A 22925-nucleotide genomic window follows, 5' to 3' on the forward strand; every position below is an offset into this window, starting at 1 on the left:
AATAATTATTATAAAAAAATATCTATCACTAACAAATTCCGTTTTCTCAGGTTAGCCTTTTATCTTTGTAAGCTTATGGAAGTAGTAGAAAAAACAGATGGTCAGATAGATTTCGAAAGTCTTGACCCTAAAAAATATATCATCATAAAAGGTGCTCGGGTCAATAATTTAAAAAACCTTAGTGTTGCCATTCCAAGAAATAAACTAGTGGTAGTTACTGGACTGTCAGGTTCTGGCAAATCATCTCTAGCATTTGACACACTATTTGCCGAAGGGCAGAGAATGTATGTGGAAAGCTTGAGTTCTTATGCTCGTCAGTTCTTGGGAAGAATGGAGAAACCTGAAGTTGATTATATCAGAGGGGTATCACCTGCCATTGCAATAGAACAAAAAGTAAATACCCGAAATCCGCGTTCTACGGTTGGGACTACTACTGAAATTTACGATTATATGAAACTCCTTTTCGCTAGAATTGGAGTGACCTATTCTCCTAAGAGCGGCAAGATCGTGACAAGAGATACCGTCACTAGTATTTCAGATGAAATTCACCAACATAAGGAAGGTGACCGATTTATGATACTGGCGCCTTTAATTGTAACTAAAGGCAGGACTTCACTACAAGAATTGGAATTGCTTTTGAGCAAAGGATACACAAGGGTTATCCATAAAGATGAAGTATTGCAGATCGAAGATATTCTAGAAGAAGAGCAAGCCTTGAAAAGAAAAGAACTTTTTATTCTGATTGACAGGACATCTGTTCAGAAGGAGGATGAAGACAATCAATTTAGAATTGCCGATTCTATTCAAACTGCTTTTTTTGAAGGTCATGGAGAATGTGTGATTGATTTTGTAGAAAGCGAAGGCAAAAAAGGATACAATGACCGTTTTGAATTAGACGGAATCCAATTTGAAGAACCTTCTATCAATTTATTTAGCTTCAATAATCCGTATGGGGCTTGCAGGACTTGTGAAGGCTTTGGTAAAGTCTTAGGTATAGATGAAGATTTAGTAATTCCTGATAAAACGCTCTCTGTCTATGAAGGAGCAATTGCCCCTTGGAAAGGAGAAACCATGAAAAAATGGGCAGAACCGCTATTGAAACATGGAATTGAATTCGATTTTCCTATACACCGACCAATTGAAGAACTGTCTACAGAAGAATATCAATTACTATGGGAAGGAAATAAATATTTCAAAGGGTTAAATGCATTTTTTGACCACCTGCAATCTAAAATGCATAAAATTCAGTACAGAGTAATGCTTTCTCGATATAGAGGACGCACAGTCTGCCCTGATTGCAAAGGAACAAGATTAAGAAAAGACGCAGGTTATGTGAAAATCAATGATGCTTCGATCATTGAATTGGTTTTAAAGCCAATTGATAAATTAATTGAGTTTTTTAATGGCATTAAGCTCACAAAAAATGAGCAAAAAATAGCTGGCAGAATACTAAAGGAGATTAGCAATAGATTGGAGTACCTGATGGAAGTAGGTTTGAGTTATCTTACACTCAATCGTCTTACATCGTCACTGTCTGGTGGTGAATTTCAGCGAATTAAATTGGCTACTTCATTAGGAAGCGCTTTGGTGGGTTCCATGTATATTTTGGATGAACCCTCTATTGGTTTGCATCCAAGAGATACTGCACGTTTAGTAAAGGTATTGAAATCATTACGTGATATGGGCAATACCGTCATTGTAGTAGAACATGAAGAAGAAGTAATGCTAGAAGCCGATGAAATTATTGACATCGGCCCTGATGCAGGAGTTCATGGCGGAAATCTGGTATTCCAGGGAAATTTAGATGAATTAAAAAAAGCTGACAATACCCATACTGCTAGATTTCTAAATGGCAGCAATGAGGTAGCGGTTCCGAAAAGCCGGAGAAAATGGAAAAATAGTATTTCCATAAAAGGAGCCAAAGAAAACAATCTTAATATTAAAGAGGTAAAAATACCTTTAGAGGTTTTGACTGTAGTAACTGGTGTCAGTGGTTCCGGGAAATCTACTTTGATTAAGAAAATATTGAATCCGGCTTTGGCCAAAATGATTGGGCAAGGAAGTACGGAAAGCACTGGTAAATTCGAAAAGCTGGATGGAGATTATAAAAAAGTAAAATCTATTGAGTTTGTGGATCAAAATCCGATTGGAAAATCTTCTCGCTCCAATCCAGTGACTTATGTAAAGGCCTATGATGCTATTCGTCAATTGTTTTCAGATCAGACTTTAGCAAAGCAAAGAGGCTATAAACCTGCCTTTTTCAGTTTTAATGTAGATGGCGGAAGATGTGAAATGTGTCAGGGAGAAGGCATCCAGAAAATTGAGATGCAGTTTATGGCTGATATCGAACTGACCTGTGAAAGTTGTAAAGGGCAAAGATTCAAAAATGAAATACTGGAAATAAAATATCAGGACAAAAATATAGCGGATGTTCTCGATATGACGGTAGAAGAAAGCTTAGAATTCTTTGAAGGTAACAATCCTGTAATTAATAAATTACAACCTCTATTTGATGTAGGATTAGGCTATATCAGGTTAGGTCAATCTTCCAATTCATTGAGTGGTGGTGAAGCGCAAAGAGTCAAATTAGCATCCTACCTAGGAAAAGGAGGCGCTATAAAAAATGATCATAATCTGTTTATTTTTGATGAACCTACTACTGGCTTACATTTCCACGACATCAAAAAATTATTAGAATCTATCAATGCGTTGATTGAACAGGGAAATTCAGTAATTATTATTGAGCACAATATGGAAGTCATCAAAACAGCTGACTGGATTATTGATTTAGGTCCAGAAGGTGGAGAAAAAGGCGGAAAAGTTGTTTTCGAAGGTCTACCTGAAGAAATGGCTAAGCTAAAGGATAATTATACAGCTCAGTTTTTGAAGGACAAATTATAAACCTGAAAATAAGAAGTCAGCATAGTTCTTTTTTAAATTCTATCATGAATACCAGTTTTTTGTATCTGCTAATTGGTCAATTCATGGACTTTGTCAAAGCCTTGATCGAAAAAGAAGCGAATTAAAACACTTTATAATAAATTAATTATGAAAAAATAAAACCGAATGAACATTCATTCTTACATTTGCATCAATGAATAAAAGAGAACTCATATTAGAAGCTACACTTGATTTGATCACGGAAAATGGTTTTCATGCCACTCCAATGTCAATGATTAGCAAACAGGCCAAAGTAGCAGCTGGCACAATCTATCATCACTTTGAAAATAAAGAAATTCTATTAGAAGCTTTGTACACAGAATCGAAGCAAAAAATGGGCAGAGCCATGCAATTGGCTACAGTGAATGGAGAGAATTATGAAGCTGATTATAAGTCGATATGGATTTCACTATTTATCTTCTATGCGGAAAATAGCAAAACATTTCAGTTTCTGGAACAATATGCTCAATCTCCCTTTATCAGAAAAGAAACTAAAGAAGAACAACGAAAACATTATCAGCCAATTATTGACTTCCTCGGTGAAGGAATAAGAAAAGGATTCCTAAAGTCGATGGATGTAGAAATTTTAACTGAAATGGTGCATGGCACAGTGGTTTCAGCAGCAAAAATATTTCATCAGCAAAAAGGGCTATCTAAAAATACAATAGACGAATTAGCTCAGTTCGCCTGGCAAGCTGCTGTAGCATAAAAATTTTAATTAAAAACCGAATGCATATTCAATCTATAAATATTAATAAAATGAAAACTGCATTAATTACAGGAGCTTCTTCAGGCATTGGCATGGAGCTAGCAAAAATTCACGCACAAAAAGGAGACAATCTAGTTTTAGTGGCTAGATCAGAACAAAAATTGAATGATCTTAAAAAGGAACTAGAAAGTCAGTACAAAATCACAGCAACCGTTATTGCATTAGATCTTTCCAATCCTGAGGCTGCGCACCAACTCTTTGACTTAACCGAAAAGGACAATATTCAAGTTGACTATCTGATCAATAATGCTGGCTTTGGTGATTTTGAGGAATTTCAAAAATCAGATTTAAATAAAGCCATGCAAATGATAGATCTCAATACTAAAAGCTTAACCATTCTAAGCAAACTTTATTTAGATGGGATGGTAGAAAGAAAATCAGGGAGAATTATGCAATTGGCCTCCACAGCATCTTTTCAGCCTGGCCCTTTGATGGCGGTTTATTATGCCACAAAACATTATGTGCTGGCTTTTTCAGAAGCAATAGCAGAAGAATTAAAAGGTTCTGGTGTTACGGTTACAGCATTATGTCCAGGCCCTACATCATCAGGTTTTCAAAATGCTGCAGATCTAGGAGAGTCAAAATTAGTGAAGGATAAAAAATTACCGACCTCAGCTGAAGTAGCAAGGTATGGTTATAAATCCATGATGAACGGAAAACGTGTAGCAATTCACGGTTTTCAGAATAAAATGATGGCTTTCAGTGTGCGTTTTACCCCTAGAAACTGGGTGACTGCGCTAGTTAAGAAACTTTCTGAAAAAGGATAAACTAATCCACCTTATTCAATTTGAAAGTGTAAAAACCATAATCGTCATATACTTCTATGTTCAAGTTGTTAAAACCAATTCTAGTTGCATTGCTATAAAAACTGAAATTTTCACGATGGATATGATCAAGGAATTCCATATCAAGGGTATAAATTCTTTCATTCCCATCGTGATATTGGGTTTTGTGAAGCGTTAAAAACCAATCACCTTCAAAATAAGCATTTAATGAGGCGTCATAATATTCAGCAAATCCATCATCATAAAATGTAATTTCATCACCTCTGTAGTCATCTATTAAGTTTTTTCGAAAAAGCGCATAATCACCTTTGTAAAAAGCGCGGTCAAAATACCATCGACCTTCTATACGATTTTCTCTTCTTTCTAATCTACCTCTATCGGTGCAAGAGATGAATACGATAACAATCAGCAAAAGGAAGCTTAATTTTTTCATAAGTCTGATTTTTGATTAGTTTTTCCTAACCAAAAATCAGACCAAACTGCATTTTACCTATGTTTATGACCAGGTTCATATATCAGTCTTATGAAGCTACTTAATCGTTCCCTTTCTCTGTCTATGGGTATTCCACCAACAATACCCACCAATAAATTATTAGAAATAGATACTCTCATTTGAGGTCTAATAGTCATATCAAAATCATTTTTGGCAAGAGTTTTATTAAACTCCACCCCAATAAAATTGCGTGTATTAGGAATCATATAATGAAAGTTAGTATTGATTTCATATTCAAAGTCACGATCTAATTCACTATTGAAAGGTACAAACCATTTTGGACCAGTATAAATCAAAGAATGAAATCCGTTTCTCCAGTTTGTAGCTGTAATCAGAAATGGATTGACTACATCACCTTCAAAAATCGAGCTTGTGCTTATGCTATCTAAGGGTGTAAATACCAATTCATTTATTCCTCCAAATGCCACGGAAGTATTCATTTTTTCAGACACTAAAAAAGTCCACTGAAATGCAGTTTTGATAGATTCAACTCTATTGGAGGGTCGCATCCCATTAGTATTCTCCAATCCATTGGAAGTATAAATAGAAACGGGTACTTCAATTTCCAGACCTAATCGATCCATTACTGCCCACTCGTATTCCACCAAGGCTTCATATTTGTCATAATTTAATCTATCAAACATTCCTAAGCCAACATTCCATTCACTTTCGCCTTTTCTGGCTCCTAAATCTCGAATAAGGTCGATAAAAAGGGGTTCAGCATGTTCAATTTTTAACGGTTTTTCAGCTTGTTCCTCAACTTTTTCTTGTGCATTGACCGTGTGCAGGGCACATAATAATAGTATTGCTATAAGTATAGCTATAGATTTCTTGTAAATCATCTCTAAAATAATTTTATAAGTTAAACCCTGGAATTAGGGCTATAAATAAATTGCGACCAACTAAATTGTTGATTCTTAAGATTGTGATTTACAAAAATTGAGGTGGTGGTGTATCAATCACTTGAAACCCCTTAGCTATGCTGAAATAGGGATATATAGATTGATTCTCGCTGATATGATTATTCTTTTCAATTAATGTTATTTCCAAAGTACTGCTCACAAATTTTTGAATGCTATCCACTAAATCATCCGAACTATCATCATGTTCATCTGTCTCAACCAAATCTGTATTTACAACATCCTCTACCAATATCTCTAAAATACCTGCAGCATTATTTTCAATTTCCGTATTTGGATTGAAGCGCTCCATTTCAGGTATCAAAATATTGTTTAGCAAAATAAAAATGAGGAAAATAGACGAGACTACTTTACCTTTTCTAGATGTGATATTTTCTCTAAGTATTTTCAATATAGATACAAAACAATAAATTTTTGAAGCAACAAACGTAGATAGAATCTGTTTGGTTTAATAATTTTTCTCATATTTATTAATCCTTAAACACTCAACTAATTATTTATGTCTGAAAACGAATTATTAGAAAAAATAAAACAAAGAAATCCCAACGAACCGGAATTCATACAAGCTGTGGAAGAAGTCATTTCTTCTGTAAGTACTGTTTTCAAGAAACATCCTGAATATCACCGTTTGAAGCTTTTGGAAAGAATGGCAGAACCTGAACGACTGATCTCTTTTAGAGTGAACTGGTTGGATGATGCAGGTGAAGTACAAGTCAACAGAGGCTTTAGAGTCCAAATGAACAGTGCCTTAGGTCCATACAAGGGAGGATTAAGGTTTCATCCTTCGGTCAATCAAAGTATTCTTAAATTTTTAGCTTTTGAGCAAATTTTCAAAAATGCTTTAACTGGCCTTCCATTAGGAGGAGGCAAAGGAGGAGCGGATTTTAATCCAAAAAATAGATCTGATGCAGAAATTATGAGGTTCTGTCAAGCTTTTATGAGCGAACTCTATCGCCACATCGGTCACTTCACAGATGTTCCTGCTGGGGATATAGGAGTTGGAAGCAGGGAAATTGGATTTTTGTTTGGGACTTACAAAAAACTACAAAATGAATTTACTGGAGTACTCACAGGAAAAGGCAGAGAATGGGGCGGTAGTTTAATAAGACCGGAAGCAACCGGTTATGGATTAGTTTATTTCTCTCAGTATATGTTAGACAAAGTAGGTGATAGTTTGAAGGATAAAATATGCATTGTCTCAGGTTCTGGGAATGTAGCGCAATTTACTTTGGAAAAATTAATAGAGTTGGGAGCCAAACCTATAACTGCATCAGACTCTTCAGGATATATAATTGATGAATCAGGAATTGATGTTGAAAAATTAGAATACATTAAAGAAATTAAAAACATCAATAGAGGAAGGATATCGGAGTATATTGAAAAATACCCTGATGCAAAATATCAAGAACTCAATAGAGAAAAAGACCATAATCCCTTATGGAAAACAAAAGCCGATTGTGCTTTCCCTTGTGCCACTCAAAATGAAATTAATAAAAAAGATGCAGCGAATTTAAAGAATTCAGGTGTAAAGCTAATTACAGAAGGCGCTAACATGCCATTAACAGCTGAAGCAATTGACATTATTTGCGAATCAGAAATTTTGTATGCTCCAGGCAAGGCAACTAATGCTGGTGGTGTGGCCGTTTCAGGTTTGGAAATGAGCCAAAACAGAATTGGTGTGTATTGGTCGAGAGAGGAAGTGGATGAAAAACTGAAGAAAATCATGAAAGATATCCATGATAATTGCGTGAAAACCGCAGAAGAATATGATCTTAACCAACACGATTATTTGGCTTCAGCAAATATTTTTGGCTTTCTAAAAGTGGCTGATGCCATGAAGGCGCAGGGGGTTATTTAAATAAAAGTAAGCTGTCATAACATTTATAAATTCATTCTAAAAATCGAATAAATGTTATGACAGCTAGCAATGCTTTTAATCAGGGTCTCCACTGCATTTACAAGTTCTAGTACTTCCCGAAGTGGATGTGATCCCGCGTTTATAACCATTGTTCTCGCAGCATTCTTGACAGTCTTCGGTATAAGTTACAGGATCGCTTGATGCACCAACGCAAGCATCAATTTCTTCCCCACCACAAGAGCTAAAAAACAATCCGAATGCAATGAATATAACTGTAAATAACAATCTTCTCATAATATTCTATTTTTGTTTCTATACTCTATCACAAATTTACGAACAAAATCAGGTCATAATTTTTCGAGAATTAAAAATATCCCGATTATCAAATAATTCTTTGAATATTTAGCTTAATCTTCTAGCTTTCAATTTCACTATCAACCTTTAATAGCATGAATTCAATTTTAAGGCATCAATGGCTTAGTTTTAGAAGATCCCCAGCTTTTGAAAAAGATTTAGGGATAAAAATATTCTTAGCAATTTTAGGTCTACTTGTCTTGGTAAACTTAATTTTTTTAAGTTCCAACTTGAATGAAACACTTCAAGCATTAGGGGTCGATAGCGAACCAACTCAATTGGTTAACCAGTTTCTTCTTTATTATTTCATCAGCGAACTGGCGTTAAGGTACATTATGCAAACTGTTCCAGTTTTAGACATTGAGCCTTATTTGCATTTGCCAATAAGAAAAAAGCTGATAACACGATTCTTAGTAATTAAATCGATTTTCAATCCCTACAATTTGATTGCTCCGGCAATTTTCATCCCATTAGCTATCACCACTTTTATTCCTGAAATAGGAATTGAAAAATCGATAGTTTGGCTCGCATTTACGCTTCTACTTTCTCTTTCCCTTCATTTCTTTAATATTTTGATGAAGAAAAAATTGGAGAACAATATGATGGTATGGTTGGTATTGGCAGCTTTGGTTGTGTTAAACTATATAGGAAATCGCTATATGAGTTTTGAATTAATTCCCTTGGGCACCTGGGCAACAGCAGTTTACAATATGCCAATACTTTTACTCATTCCAGTAACGCTTTTAAGTTTCTTAATTTACATAAGTGTTCAATTTTTCTATCAAAATCTTTACTTAGAAGATCTATTTGATGCCAAAATGATGTCTGGTGAAAAATTTACTAGCCGGCTTAGCAACTGGGAAAATAAAGGTTTGATGAATACACTTATTGTTCAAGAGCTAAAACTTATCTTGAGGCACAAGAGGAGCAGATCAAGCGTTATGCTCGCAGGAATATTTCTATTTTACCCATTACTTATTTTTAGTATGGGAGAAGAAGCGCAATCAAAAGCAATGGCTATTTTCGTGAGTGTCTTTTTTACTGGAATATTTATCATACAGTATGGCCAATTTTTGTGGAGTTGGAACACCAACCAAATGGATTTCTTTTTAACTAAAATAAACCCCTACACTTATTGGGTAGAATCAAGATATAGGCTGTTGATTTATTCTGTCTTAATTACCTCAGTTCTTTCCCTACCCTATTTTTATTTTGGCTACGAAGTAATGTTGATAATGGGGGCTACAGCTTTATATAATGTTGGTATAAATAGCATGTTGATCATGCGGATGAGTCTTTGGGGTGCTAAGCCTATAGAATTGAATAAAAGTGCAATGATGAATTATCAAGGTGTTGGAGCTGCTCAGTTTGTAGTTGGAATCCCCCTAATTTTAGGCCCAATAGCTGTTTATACTCCCTTTTCTTTACTTTGGAATAACCATATTGGGATTTTAGCTATCGCAATAGCAGGTCTAATTGGCTTGATATTTAGAAAAGCTTTTTTCAATGCCATTGCAAAAAAGCTTAAAAAAGATAAATATAAACTTATTCACGATTTAACCATTTAGAACAGTGATCAATATAAACAACCTTAAAAAAAGTTACAAAAACAATACAGTTTTAAACATACCAGAAGCCGAAATACCTACAGGTCAATCGTTTGGGTTAGTTGGCAATAATGGAGCAGGAAAAACCACACTATTGAGAATCATGCTAGATTTAATACGCCCCACTGATGGAGAAGTATTAATTGAAGAGAAAGCTGTAAACAAAAGTGAAGAATGGAAAAGTTTTACTGGTTCCTTTATAGATGAAAAATTTCTTATTAATTATTTAACTCCCGAAGAATATTTTCAATTTATTTCAAAAATAAGAGGAGTAAGCAAAGGAGACCTTGAACAACATCTAAAGTTGTTTCAAGCACTTTTTAACGATGAAATTTTCGGGAAGAAGAAGTACATTCGGGACTTATCAAAAGGAAATAAAAAGAAGCTTGGAGTTGCTGCAGCTTTATTGGGAGATCCCAAGCTGGTTTTGCTAGATGAACCATTTGAAAATTTGGATCCTACTAGTCAAATCCGACTAAAGAAAATTATACAGCAGTTCAGAGCTGATGATTCAGTTACTTTCATAATTTCTAGCCATGACCTCAATCATGTTACTGAAATTTGCGAGCGCATTGTGATTTTGGACAAAGGTGAAATTGTAAAAGATATTGAAGTGACAGAACGCACTTTGCAGGAACTCACAGAGTATTTTGGGGAAAATGTTTAAAGTCTTACAATAATTTTCAAACTCTTAGGTTATAGGGGCTTTATTTTAAAAACTACTAACCTAAACCCAATTACAATATGAAACGCCTTTATTTCATTATTTTTAGCTTATGCTTTACAAATGCAATTTTAGCACAAGACGAACTCCCTCATATTCCTATTTCTTCTTACGACCCAGATAAACCTACAACAGAGCTAAATCAACTTAATTATTATTTCGAAGATGTCAGGCTCATTGGCCTGGGAGAATCAACTCACGGCACTAGTGAATTTACCCTAATGCGCCATAGATTATTTCGCTTTTTGGTAGAAGAGCATGATTACAATACTATTTTTCTAGAAGAAGATTATGCCACCTGCTTAAGAGTAGACAACTATATTAAAGGGGCTGAAGACAATCCAATTGAAGTGGTTAAATCATTTAATCAATGGCCATGGATGACGCAAGAAATGGCGGATTTAATTGAATGGATGAGGGAATACAATTCTGATAAGAAGAATGAACAATTAAGCTTTGTAGGTATTGATATGCAATATTACAAAACCACTTTAGATTTAATTGATAGTATCTTAATTGCTAACTCATCAGCTTTAAAAAATGAGTTGACGGTTTCAGAAACAACAAATGAGCAGTTCATGACTAAGTCTGATACTGATGGAATTGAAAAGTTCGAAAACATAGTAAAGGAAAGACAAGCTGCTATTGAAAATATTGACTTATCAGAAACTGTTGAAAATAAATTAAAACATCTAACAAGAGGCTTAAAATTTATAGTAGAAGAAAAGCATAATCTGGATAATGGAGCCTATAGAGATGTTAAAATGGCGGAAAATATTTTGGCTCATTTTGAAGAAGCTCCTAAAACCAAAGGGGTTTTTTGGGCGCATAATGGTCATATACTAACGGCCTGTTCAGACAAAAGCGTTAGTAAATGTAGAGCAGGGGCAAATTTGAAAGATAAGATGGGAAATGAGTATTTTGCAATTGCTTTCGATTTTGATAAAGGGGCTTTCAATGCTTATTATCTTTCAAACAATGAAGGGGATCAGAATGATAGAGATAATTACAAATTGGGCGAAGTTGCAGTTGATTCTGCTCCAGACGGCTTTATCGCATCTAGAATAAGAAATAACTATAATTCTGTAGTATTTATACCAAAAGAAAGTTTTGAAAACAGAAAAGACAGAAAGCTAGCTGGACGATTCGTAGGTGCAAAGTTTACCAATTACTCGAAAGAAGGCTCCCAACCTTATTCTGAAAAATGGTATATCAGACAGTTTGATGCAATAATTATTATTAAAAATACTAGTGCTACTCAATTACTAGTAGATTCTTCAAAATGAAAAAAAAGGTTGGCTTTTACAGCATTCTGTTTATAACCAAAAAGAATCAGGGCAAATTACTTTTCTCTGTTTCTTTTTGAATTTAAAGGTCATAGTGAGCTCATGACTTCCCCCACTGTAAGGCCCTATATCTGAAATAATAAAATCATAAGAGTAAGTGAATGCAAAATCCTCCATTGCCGAAAAACCAACTAAAGCACTAAAGCTATCATCTTGACGGAAGGAAGTACCAAACCAAAAATTGTCATCTTTTTGAGCTCTAATATTTATATCGAAGTGTCCAGAAGATGGACGCACTGATTTAAACAAGACTGAAGGAACCAAAAACCAACCTGATCTTTCATCCCCTACATCAAGTTTATAACCAACATTAGCAAAATAATGCGCCTCCAAATCAAAGGTCTCTATCTGTCTTTCTCCTGTTGGTAAAAACATTGTAGTATTACTAATGATTTGAGTCACGGATGCACCAAAGTAAAAACGGTCACTGTATAGCCATATTCCAACTGAACCATCAGGAATAAAACGTGTGGGCATAAGGCGATCGATAATTGGATCATTTGAATTTCTAAAATTCAATTGGCCCATATCAATTGTATGTTGCAAAACACCTAAAGATGCTCCTACTGCACCATTTAGATTGGACGTAAAAGGGTGGTGATAAGCGTAATTAAAATGTGCAGATGTTTGACTTACAGGACCGGTGACGTCCTTAATCAAAATCGCTCCTATGCCGTGATGTCCTCTTTTTTTCATGGTCGTTTGAAAAGGCATTTTCTTAAAGGGTGCATGATAAGTGGCAAAAACAGTTTGCGGGGCATCCTCAAACCCTATCCATTGAATCCTTCCACCCAATTTGATTTCATCCATATCTTGAGAGCCCGCAATGGCAGGATTAATCAAGAATTGATTTGTGGCATATTGTGTATACTGTGGTCTCTGCTGAGACACCACATGGTGAGAAGCAAATGCCCATAAAATTATCGATATGTAAACTATTTTCTTCAATGTATCAGTACAGTATAGTTATTGTCCCTGTGACGGCATCATAACCATCTTTTAAATCTATCACATAATAGTAAACACCAGGTGCTAATACTTCACCATTAAACACACCATCCCAAGGTTCATTATAACCTATAGATTGGAACAGTTCTTTTCCCCAACGATTATAAATTTTAACCTCAGCATCGGGGTATTCATCGATTTGATCTATTAGCCATACATCATTAAAGCTATCTCCATTTGGAGAGAAAACATTTGGTGGCTCAACAGGAGGACGAACAACAACTGTTACAGAATCTACATCAGGACAACCATTTAATGTTAAACCATCTACAATAAAAGTGGTAGTCTTTTTTGGACTAACCTGAATCCTTGCATTTCTAACATCACTTTGGATGGAAACATCATTTCTCCACACAAAACTTTGCCCATTGGTGGCCTCCAAAATTCTTGTATCTCCTTCTCTTATACTAATATCATTACCTGCATCAATCGGATCATAAGGCACTACCCGAGCTGTTGCTGGGGGAGTAGTTTGTGGACATAACCCTTGTGAATCAACTATCCTTGCTCTGTAGTATGTGTCTTCCTCTGGAAAATCAACTAGCTCAGGGTTAGAAACACCTAAACTTGTCCAATCTTCCAAATTAGTGCTTACTTCCCAATCTAATATATTATAATTACCAGGATCCAAACTTACCACTACCGAATCCCCAATACAAACAGGATTAGGGGTTGCATAAGTGTTGCCTGGATACTGATAATCTAAAATATTTGCTACTACTTCATTGGACATTACCTCATTTTCAATGACACATTTTGCATCAGAAATTAATTTGGCACTTATAATATCTTGATCAGCTAACAAGGTACTATCAAATTCATCTCCTATTGATCCTCCATTTATAAACCACTCAAACTGCGGATTACCTCCTTGATTTTCAGTTTCAACCGTTACGGATACATCAGTATTCTTACAAACAATATCAGGGACACTAATATTAATGCTAGGAAAAGAAGATGGTTCAACAGCAATGGTCTTTAATAATTGATTTGTATTACATATAAAACCATCAATATTAATAGATACATCTTTCTGCCCTGCAGAATTCCAGAATAACTCATATGGGCCAAAACCAGATCCGCTAATAACTTGTGCATCACCAAAATCCCATGTATAGCCATCATCTGCTATAGCTAACCCATCAGCCTCAAATTCAACAATGGCAATTTCATGTTGACAAATAGAATCACGTTCCACCGTTAAATTTTCAAGACTGAAAACATTCAAGCTATGAAAGGCTGTATCTGACGGACAGCCATCTAAGGTAGTCACTACATAGAGGGTTTTAATTCCACCTTCATCCCATCCTAATTCATAGGTTTCATTCCCTAAATCGTTTTCAGTTGTTGCCCCGTCAAAAAACCAATCATAAATTACTCCGGTTCTCAAACTATCGCCAAAAGAAATATCTGCTGTGCCTTCCAAACAAATAAAATCAGGCGCATTTATTGATGCAACAGGTTTTTCACGTATTTCTATTGATGTGGTATAGATATCCTGACAACCATTTTCCAAAACACTCAAGCTAACTTCAATACTCCCTGCTTCATCTAATAACAATTCAAAATCAACACTATTTTGGGTGCCTGTCTGACCATTATAATCATAACTCCATCGGACTATACTAAATGGAGAAATATCCCAATCTGGAACTAGCATGAGCAGATCATCTTCACACATGAAATTATCTGTCTGAAACTCTGCATTTGGCAACTGTTTCACCTCTATTTGGAAGGTGCTGTCTCTAACACAACCTTTATTATTGATACTGACAGTAACATTTTTAATCCCAACAGAATCCCAAGTGACATAGTAATCTTCTCTAGTATTGCTAATTTTAGTCACTTGACTTGGGTTATCAAAATCCCATTCAAGCTCACGGCCATTTACCATTGGTAGATTAAACACTATCCTTGCGCTATCGTTGGAACAGATCTCTGTATCAGCTGAAATATCAAAAGGTATTAACTCACCTACATTAATGAAAAAAGTAGTATCAAAATCCTGACAAATAGCTCCATCAATCATAAATCTTACGCTTTTCTCACCGGTTGAATCATAGCTAAAAACAAGTTCTGTGGAATCTGCATTTGACCATAAAGAATCAACTCCCTGAAAGTCCCAGCTCCAGGTAGCTCCTGGATCAAAAAACTCAGGATTAACCGATGCCATGCCCAAAGAATCAATACATAGATTTGTATCAATAAATACTGTTGAAGCTGAATTATCATATACATCTACGTTTTGAAAGGTAGTGTCAGAAATACAGCCTCCATCTTGTACTACCAGACTTAATTCCTTAGAGCCTGGGGTCGGCCAATGAACTTCAAAAGTTGAATCATTCAATTGTGTTGGAATTCCATCTACCCAATCCCAAATTAATTCACCGCCATCTGAAGTTGATCCTGTATAGGTGATAGTAGTTAAATCTCCTAAGCAATTTTCTGTTGCTCCCAATGTGAAATCTGATGTAGGCTGTTCTCCAATAACGAAGCTACTTTGAAAGTCATCATCATTACATGTTTCGCCCGTAATCTCTAAGCGAATAGTTTTTGGCCCTGTTGAATTATAAGTGATTTCAAATAATGAATCCGTTGCAATTTCATCTACGAAGTCACCTGCAGCTTCATCAAGATCAAAATCCCAGTCATAAGTAGCTCCTGGCTCAACGACTCCTGTGAACCATATGCGTGTAGTAGCTCCTTCACATAAAGAATCATTTGCAGTAGACAATTGAAATTCGGCCAAGTTATTTACCGCTATGATATCGGTGAAAGTTTGGCTGCCACAATTGTCATTAGTAACTGTAAGCGACACATCTTTTCTGCCGGGAGTGGTAAAAACCACATCATAATTTTGTGTTCCTGCAATTTGAGTTGCACTTTCCCCTGCGGCAGAGTCAAGATCAAAATCCCAATCAAACGTATCAATATTTATATCATTATCTCCAGTATAAACTATAGTTCCGGTTGCTTCCCCAGTATTTTCATCTAAGCAGAATAGCGGGGCATCAAAACTTGGATCAGGAGAATTTAAAACCCTAATTGTTCTTGTTCTAGTAGTGCTGCAACCATTTATACTTGCAGTAGCAGTCACATTAGTATTGCCAACATCTTCCCAAGCCGCTGTAATTCGAGTGCTATCTGCATTTGCAGCAAGAATGACACCGTTTGATCCAAGATCCCAAGAATATTGATAAGTGGAATCTGGATTCGAAATAAATAAATCTTGTTCCACAAACTCACAAATAGTTGCAGGTAGGGCGAAGGATACTGTAGGCGAAGGATTAATGGTAATTGTAGGGAGAGAAATGGTATTCTCACATCCGCTTTCACCAATAATATCCACGACAATAGGATAAGTTCCTGGGGTATCCCATACTACCTCATAAGCTTCTTGTCCTGACAACTTAGAAACAGAAACTGCATCATCGAAACTTGTACCCCAATCAAAATCTGCAAAGATACCAGCAGCCCCAGTTCCACCATAGCTCACTAATGTTGATTGACCCACACAACCAATATCCACTGTGATTTCTCCTAAAGGAGTTGGCAATACTTCTACAGTGGCTTGACGAGTAATATCACATTGACCATTAGAGATTGTATAGTTCACTGTTTTGCTGCCTGGTGTAGTCCAAGTCAGCAAATTCTGATTATTGGAGTCTACAATTCCATCTTCACCAGGATCTATGTCTACTAGCGTTTCACCTCCCAAATAGAATGCAATTTGATCAAAAGCACATGGTTCCCCGTCATACACTGCTAAATCTGTTGGCCCTTGTCGTAGTTCAACATCAAAACTAACATTGTTCAGACATCCATTTGAATTTTCTACTTCTATGCTTATCGTGCGTAAACCAGGCGTACCCAAACTATCATATCGAACCCTATACGCTTGTTGACCTGCAATTTTGGTTGCATAGTTTAGATCAGCGGCCTCAAAAGTCCAATCAAAATCATCTGTAAATGGATCAGCACTGCCAGTGTAACTTACAATGAATTCTTCTCCCAGACAGAAATTTGCTGGGGCATCATATGTCATAGTTGGTAATGGCAAGACTTCGACTTCTATACTAGTAACTGCCGGGCAATTGTTGTCATCCAACATTTCAACTCTAATTTCCTTTGTACCTGAGGAACTCCATGCAATGGTAGAGGTAGTATTATTAGATCCAATTTCTGTTCCACCATCGAAATCGGTAACATCAATTGCTATACTACCAGTATAATTAGTACCCAACACACCTGTATATTCAAAAGTGAATAAATCACCAACACAAACCTCAAGCGGGCTGGCATCATATACTACATCTGGCGCAGGGTTTACGATAATATCTTGAGAAAGTGAATTATTACAACCGCCTGCACCTGTTATCTGCACACTTACCGTTTGAGTGCTAACGCTTGGAAAAACCAATTCATAATCTTCATTTCCTAAATCTGTAACAGCAGCATTACCAAAATCCCAAGAAAAATCAAAGTCTGATATGGTTCCAGTTCCATTATTGACTAAGCTAACGGTGACTGGTGAATTTCTACATACATCAGCAGGTAGATCGATTTCAAAATCAGGAAATAGTAAAACCTCTACTGTACGACTCGCACTATCGATACAGCCACCATTATCCAATATCAGATTAACTGTTTTAATTCCGGGGGTTTGCCATGCAACTGAATAATTTCTGTCAGGGGTGTTTTCAACAATATCATTACCATCGTCCTCCATGAATTGCCATTCGGCTACAGTACCTGCAGGCATGCTTCCATTAAAATTAAAATCCACTTCTTCACCAACGCAGACAATATTATCACTTCTGGTAAAAGATGCTACAGGTATATCATGAACCGCTATTTGGTAATCAGCAGTATCAATACAACCTCCATTATTCACAATTAATGAAAAGTTCTTAGTTCCAACTGTATTCCAAACCGGAGCAAAAATACCGTTTTCAGGCTCATCGTTAGTGGTGTCATTTGGCATATTGCCATAGATGATTTCCACGCCATTTAAAGTACTGTTTGTTGTTAGCAAACTCATGTCATAAGCAATATTCGCTACTTCACCTACACACACATTTGCATCAAAGTCTAAAGAAGTATCAGCTGGCTCACCAATATTTACAGTAATGCTGTCTTCAATGATGTTACATTGGCCAACTATCTCCAACCCTATAGTTTTGGGTCCAGAAGTATCCCAACTGAGTTCATATTCTTCGTCTTCTACCACTTCGTTTACATTTGCCCCGGCAAAATCCCAATTAAAAGTGGCTCCATCTTCTACTACACCAGAAAAACTTATATTTAAAATATCACCAATACATCCATTGTCAGGAAAGGCATTTAATTCAATAAAATTGTAAACAGCATAATCAATAGTTTCAGTATTATTAGGACAACCATTTCCAGAAACATCTCTCACTTCCATGATCGCTTGTTTATATCCACCATAATCCCATCCGTCAAGAAACAAACTTAATCCATCCGCTGAAATTACTCCTGTTGCATTGTCATCATTAGGTACTAATCTAAAACCAATGATTTCAACATCAGTATCAGTTGACTCTACTAACTCTATTTCATAAGGATCGGGGTCGTTAATACATACTTGCTCTTCAAAATTGACGGAATAATCTGGCCCACCAGATACATCTACTGTAGCAGTTTGAACTTCCGTACCGCAGTCCCCGTCAATAGTTAAACTTATGGTTTTTTCTCCAGGAGTATCATATTCAACGCTGAAAGTAGTATCATTGACTTGTTCAAAAATTGCACCATCGCCAAAACTCCAAGTTGTATCAATATCTACTGTTAAAACATCTGGATAAGTCACAAAAACCGCAATATTTGTACAAGTATTATTTGAAGACAAGCCAAAATCAGGGTAAAAATTGACATTTATACTAAAAGTTGTATCTACAGTACAACCAGCGCCACCTGTCATTGAAAGGGTAACCACTTTTTCTCCAGGACTATCAAATTCTACTGTCCAACTATCAGTTCCATCAAAGGTGAAAGTTCCCCCCGCATTTTCAGTCCAGTCGAAATTCGTTACTTCTGCAGCATTACCTAAATATTCAATTTGAAAAGGTTCATTTTCACAAACATTAGCAGGGACATCAAGATCTCCTAATTGCGGTAAATAACCTATAGTAATAGTTTCTGTGTCTGTACTCACACATCCATTAGGAGACTGAACTCTTAATTCAATATCTTTATCACCAGGATCTGCCCAACTCATGGTCCAAATTCCAGCACCATTGTAATTATCTATTGCTCCTCCATCAAGATTCCATGTATAAGAATTATTTGCATCAAAATCAGCTGAAATATCAACTGTTACAGGATCGGTAGTACAAATAGAACCTAAATTTGGAATTGCAGCGATTGGAGCTGGTTGTACAGTTACATCTTCTTGAAAAGTTATATCACAATTTCCATTAGATATTAACGCTTCAATTGTGTAAGTAGCAGCAGTTCCAGTGACTGGAAAAGAAATTTCTATATCTCTATTGTTTCCTGAAACTTGCGTGAAAGTTACACCAGCTGGCATTGTCCAAGTAATAGCTGGATTTCCTGGCCCTTGGTAGGTGAAATTGGCTGTTTCATTATCACAGACTTGTGTTTCCGTATCCATATTATCGGATGGGATAGGGAATATTTCTATGTTTTGAATGATAGTAGAATCACATCCATTGATGGAATAGGTAGCAGAAATGGTTTTAGTACCGATGGAGGACCATACAACATCCCACACTTCTGGGTCAGCTGTTGCTGCCTCAGTTCCATCAGTTCCAAAATCATAACCTGTTAAAGTTGCCCCTGGCAAATTACTATCAAATGTTACGGATACAGTTTCATTTAAACAAGCTTCAGTTGGAGCACTTATTTGTGGGACTGGTTTCGGAGAAATTGATATGGTAAAATCTCGAACAACTGTACAACCATCTTTAATAATCTCAAGCGTTATGGTTTTGATCGTATCAGCAGGATTGTAAGTATCCCAAGTCACGTCATAAACCTGGTTTCCTAAATCAACTTCATCGTCAGCATCCTCAAATGTCCAATTGAATGTTGTTCCAGGATCATTCGTATCACCAGAACCAGCATAAATAAATCTGGCAGGCTCACCTTCACATGCAAAAGCAGGATACGTGACAGTTGTTGTAGCAGGTTCTAAGACATTAATTGTATAGGTCTCCGTATCTACGCAGCCCTCATTATCAATGGTTAAGGTCACTGTTTTAGTTCCAGCAGAATCCCACTCTAATTCAAAATCAATATCTGCATCCGTTACATTAACTTGAGTAGCATCACCAAAATCCCAAGTAAAATCGCCCCCCGCATCATTTCCACTAAAAACAAATGAAACAGTTTCATCTACACAAATTGAAGTCTCTATTGCAGGAGTGAAATCAATTACCGGTTTCTCCGCCACTTCTATGGTTTGTGATAATAAAGTGCTGGTACAGCCATTTTCTGTTACTTGTAAAGTTACCGTCTTAGTGCCAAAGGAACTCCACTGCACATCATAGGCCTCCTGACCGCCCGATTTTTTCACTGCAGTTCCATCTACACCCCAATTCCAGTCAAATTCCAATTCAGTAGAACTTAGACTTAAATTAGCAGTACCTGTGTAAAGCACTACCACATCTTCATCCATACAAGCACCTGCTGGTAAATCAAAATCGGCCGTTGGTGTTTTCCCCACATTTACTGTAAATGTTGTGTCTGTATCACATCCATCTTGATTCACGTTTAGAGTGATCGTTTTAGATCCTAATGTTGCCCATGTGACATCGAATTCTCGATCTGCATCAACAACATTCGAAACAGTACCACCATCCAATGTCCAAACAAGTTGAGCTGCAGCACTTGCAGTTCCAGTATATTGAAAAGTTGCTGATTGGCCTGAACAAACATTGGTTGGAGCATTCAAATCTGTTGTTGGAACTGGAAGTACTTCAATTGTGAACAATGAATCATTCACACAGCCTCCTTCATCAACTGACAACAAAACAGATTTCGTTCCTGGGGTATCCCATACTACCTCCGCATTAATGTTGTCACCTGAATTTACACCTCCGTCAAAATCCCAATTAATGTTTGCAATTGATGTATCTGCATTCCCCAAATAGTCAATAAATACAGAGTTTGTAGCACATACACTATCAGGAGCACTATAATCAAGTGTTGGTCTTCTGGTGATATCAATAGTGACAGAATCAACTACCAAACAATTTCCTTCTTCTATTTCAAAACGAATTGTTTTAGTTCCCAGGGAATCCCAGCTAACATCGAAATTTCTGCCCGGGTCGTTAACATTTTCAACCATACCACCGTCCCAGTCCCAAGTGAAAATGGCAGTAGGTGTAGCATCACCAAGATATTCTATATTTACTGGCTGAAGTTCACAAGCAGTGGCTGGCAAGTTCACATTTGTTGTGGGGACATTATTGACGACCACTTGAAAAGTTGTATCTCCCACACATCCGTACTCATTTGCAATTTGGAGACTTACATCTACAGTTCCGTTTGTGTCATAGGTAACTGAATAATCTTTGGTGTCTTCACCGGACTCCGAGGAGGTGGAACCCGTAGTTCCCCAAAAATATTCAGTGAGCCCCCCTGCCGGATCAGCAGCTGCTGAAAATAAGACAGGATCTCCTTCACAAACCTCAGTTGGCCCAACAATTCCTAAATCAGGATTAGGATAGCCGCTAATAACGATGGTATCAGCTATATCAAAACATTGTCTTTCACAGGGAGAAACTGCTACACCTTGAACCCAAATAGTATCCGTTTCTTTAAAAATTGTATAGGTTAAAATATCCGTATCAGTAGTATCTCCAGTACTCCAAACATAAAAAGAACGATCTCCTCCGTCTGCTGTTAAGGTAATTTCATCTCCAAAACATCCTGCCGTTGCAGAAGCTTGAATTTCAATATCATTACCTGCTATTGCAGCTAGATTTAATGATTCTATCGAAGTTGCGTCTAATACTTCATCGAAGTATCGTATGTAGTCTACAGTTACATCTGCTATCGCATCTCTAAAGCCGTTTTGCCCTCCACCTTGTGCAGGATTAAAATATTCTGTATTATTTTGAAGTGTGAAATCACCTGCCCCACCACCTGAAGCAACAGTAAACTGCTCCTCTCCATCGAAATATACAACAAGATCATTCCCGTTCGTTAAAGGCAAATGCTAAATTAATCCACTCAGTAGGCACGTCATCTGGATAATTTGGTGATACTTTATCAGTTCCACAAGTTCTATTCCCACTACCATCATCAATACAAACAAATCCATTCTCATCAATAATCAATGAACCCTTACCGCTTTGATTAGCAAAATTCATAATCAATACTGTACCATCAGGATTGGAAGCAGGTATATCATCTATTCTAAATAATAATTCAATTGTATAATTACTTTGATCCAATAAAGAGCCATTGTCGACTTGTAATCCTTGATCAGCAGACATAGAATAATGCTTATTATTACTATTTAAGCATAAATCCTCAGCTGGAATAAATGTACCGACTTCATTATTATTAGGCCCTAAGGGTTCTAAAGGCTGAATACCTGTACTATCATTATCATTTTCAAAATCATCAACAAAATTGTAACAAGCAGCAGGAACTAGTACAGAATCTGGATGAAACTGTCCCAATGTAAGAAATGGGCTGAGAAGACAGCTTAAAAGTATTAATATCGATATTTTGTGAACCTTACTTACCACTTTGCTATAAACACATATATTTATTAGACGTACACTATGATTCATTCGACAAAACGAACTTTATTCATCACAAGTACATTTATCTACAGAATCCATCTTTACCATCTAAGTAAAGGTAAATATTAAGGCTTGGTTAAGAAATTGATTTACACCGATAAACTGGCGATGTAAGTATCAATACACAAGTTTAATTTAATTAAAATTGCACATAATCAATAATTATTTTGCTTTTTTATGTATATCGATTTAGTTCTGAGGGCTTATCTTCTTGTCTAACTGCTCTATTAACGCAAATGAGATTTTTTTTAGATTTTTAAACCATATGCAGCTTTTGCAAATATCGATCTTAGCAGCTACCGCCTTTTTTGTGTTCAA

The 22925-nt window shown here is 36.3% G+C and carries 14 protein-coding genes; 7 read left to right on the forward strand and 7 right to left on the reverse strand.

Annotation, left to right across the window (positions count from 1 at the left end; translation table 11 throughout):
* Positions 1 to 75: 75 nt before the first annotated feature.
* From uvrA to FTRAC_RS09435, 3 genes are all read left to right on the forward strand, one after another.
* Entirely contained in the window at positions 76 to 2901 is a 2826-nt protein-coding gene (gene uvrA / locus FTRAC_RS09425) for an excinuclease ABC subunit UvrA (RefSeq protein ID WP_013454008.1), read from the forward strand.
* Between the two features lie 193 nt (positions 2902 to 3094).
* Positions 3095 to 3649, forward strand: a complete 555-nt coding sequence (locus FTRAC_RS09430) for a TetR/AcrR family transcriptional regulator (RefSeq protein ID WP_013454009.1) — start codon at positions 3095 to 3097, stop codon at positions 3647 to 3649.
* 50 nt (positions 3650 to 3699) lie between these two features.
* On the forward strand, positions 3700 to 4476 hold the full coding sequence (locus FTRAC_RS09435) for an SDR family NAD(P)-dependent oxidoreductase (RefSeq protein WP_013454010.1): 777 nt from the start codon (positions 3700 to 3702) through the stop codon (positions 4474 to 4476).
* Position 4477: 1 nt separating this feature from the next.
* Here FTRAC_RS09435 and FTRAC_RS09440 read toward each other — a convergent pair whose 3' ends face one another.
* From FTRAC_RS09440 to FTRAC_RS09450, 3 genes are all read right to left on the reverse strand, one after another.
* Positions 4478 to 4927 carry a hypothetical protein gene (locus FTRAC_RS09440; protein ID WP_013454011.1) on the reverse strand — a complete coding sequence of 150 codons (450 nt, stop codon included), beginning with the start codon at positions 4925 to 4927 and terminating at the stop codon, positions 4478 to 4480.
* 53 nt (positions 4928 to 4980) lie between these two features.
* Positions 4981 to 5829: an HAEPLYID family protein gene (locus FTRAC_RS09445; RefSeq protein WP_013454012.1), complete on the reverse strand. Its 849-nt coding sequence runs from the start codon at positions 5827 to 5829 to the stop codon at positions 4981 to 4983.
* Between the two features lie 88 nt (positions 5830 to 5917).
* Entirely contained in the window at positions 5918 to 6298 is a 381-nt protein-coding gene (locus FTRAC_RS09450) for a hypothetical protein (protein WP_148230065.1), read from the reverse strand.
* Positions 6299 to 6406: 108 nt separating this feature from the next.
* On the opposite strand from FTRAC_RS09450, the gene gdhA reads away from it, so the two are divergent.
* Positions 6407 to 7765, forward strand: a complete 1359-nt coding sequence (gene gdhA / locus FTRAC_RS09455) for an NADP-specific glutamate dehydrogenase (protein ID WP_013454014.1) — start codon at positions 6407 to 6409, stop codon at positions 7763 to 7765.
* Positions 7766 to 7840: 75 nt separating this feature from the next.
* On the opposite strand, the gene FTRAC_RS19690 is transcribed toward gdhA, so the two are convergent.
* Positions 7841 to 8059 carry a hypothetical protein gene (locus FTRAC_RS19690; RefSeq protein ID WP_013454015.1) on the reverse strand — a complete coding sequence of 73 codons (219 nt, stop codon included), beginning with the start codon at positions 8057 to 8059 and terminating at the stop codon, positions 7841 to 7843.
* 155 nt (positions 8060 to 8214) lie between these two features.
* Here FTRAC_RS19690 and FTRAC_RS09460 point away from each other — a divergent pair, with 155 nt between their 5' ends.
* From FTRAC_RS09460 to FTRAC_RS09470, 3 genes are all read left to right on the forward strand, one after another.
* Complete coding sequence (locus FTRAC_RS09460) at positions 8215 to 9687, forward strand: DUF5687 family protein (RefSeq protein WP_013454016.1); 1473 nt, start codon at positions 8215 to 8217, stop codon at positions 9685 to 9687.
* A 4-nt stretch (positions 9688 to 9691) separates the two neighbouring features.
* Positions 9692 to 10393: an ABC transporter ATP-binding protein gene (locus FTRAC_RS09465; RefSeq protein ID WP_013454017.1), complete on the forward strand. Its 702-nt coding sequence runs from the start codon at positions 9692 to 9694 to the stop codon at positions 10391 to 10393.
* Positions 10394 to 10470: 77 nt separating this feature from the next.
* Positions 10471 to 11736 (forward strand): erythromycin esterase family protein, encoded by a 1266-nt coding sequence (locus FTRAC_RS09470; protein ID WP_013454018.1) that lies wholly within the window; start codon positions 10471 to 10473, stop codon positions 11734 to 11736.
* A gap of 30 nt (positions 11737 to 11766) precedes the next feature.
* Here the strand turns inward: FTRAC_RS09470 and FTRAC_RS09475 are convergent, their stop codons facing one another.
* The 3 genes from FTRAC_RS09475 to FTRAC_RS09485 are packed head-to-tail and all read right to left on the reverse strand — an operon-like array spanning position 11767 to position 22481.
* Positions 11767 to 12744 (reverse strand): PorP/SprF family type IX secretion system membrane protein, encoded by a 978-nt coding sequence (locus FTRAC_RS09475; protein WP_013454019.1) that lies wholly within the window; start codon positions 12742 to 12744, stop codon positions 11767 to 11769.
* A 4-nt stretch (positions 12745 to 12748) separates the two neighbouring features.
* Positions 12749 to 22009, reverse strand: a complete 9261-nt coding sequence (locus FTRAC_RS09480) for a T9SS type B sorting domain-containing protein (protein ID WP_013454020.1) — start codon at positions 22007 to 22009, stop codon at positions 12749 to 12751.
* The gene (locus FTRAC_RS09485; RefSeq protein WP_041649675.1) at positions 21987 to 22481 is read right to left on the reverse strand and encodes a hypothetical protein; all 495 of its coding nucleotides are present in this window, start codon (positions 22479 to 22481) and stop codon (positions 21987 to 21989) included. Before FTRAC_RS09485 ends, FTRAC_RS09480 begins: the two co-directional genes overlap by 23 nt.
* Between the last annotated feature and the right edge of the window lie 444 nt (positions 22482 to 22925).

Origin of the sequence: Marivirga tractuosa DSM 4126 (genome assembly GCF_000183425.1) — a bacterium.
Lineage (GTDB): Bacteria > Bacteroidota > Bacteroidia > Cytophagales > Cyclobacteriaceae > Marivirga > Marivirga tractuosa.

Excerpts from the sequence above, each read along its gene's own strand:
- uvrA (WP_013454008.1), top strand. The coding sequence starts at position 76 with ATGGAAGTAGTAGAAAAAACAGATGGTCAGATAGATTTCGAAAGTCTT.
- FTRAC_RS09430 (WP_013454009.1), top strand. The coding sequence starts at position 3,095 with ATGAATAAAAGAGAACTCATATTAGAAGCTACACTTGATTTGATCACG.
- FTRAC_RS09435 (WP_013454010.1), top strand. The coding sequence starts at position 3,700 with ATGAAAACTGCATTAATTACAGGAGCTTCTTCAGGCATTGGCATGGAG.
- FTRAC_RS09440 (WP_013454011.1), bottom strand. The coding sequence starts at position 4,927 with ATGAAAAAATTAAGCTTCCTTTTGCTGATTGTTATCGTATTCATCTCT.
- FTRAC_RS09445 (WP_013454012.1), bottom strand. The coding sequence starts at position 5,829 with ATGATTTACAAGAAATCTATAGCTATACTTATAGCAATACTATTATTA.
- gdhA (WP_013454014.1), top strand. The coding sequence starts at position 6,407 with ATGTCTGAAAACGAATTATTAGAAAAAATAAAACAAAGAAATCCCAAC.
- FTRAC_RS19690 (WP_013454015.1), bottom strand. The coding sequence starts at position 8,059 with ATGAGAAGATTGTTATTTACAGTTATATTCATTGCATTCGGATTGTTT.
- FTRAC_RS09460 (WP_013454016.1), top strand. The coding sequence starts at position 8,215 with ATGAATTCAATTTTAAGGCATCAATGGCTTAGTTTTAGAAGATCCCCA.
- FTRAC_RS09470 (WP_013454018.1), top strand. The coding sequence starts at position 10,471 with ATGAAACGCCTTTATTTCATTATTTTTAGCTTATGCTTTACAAATGCA.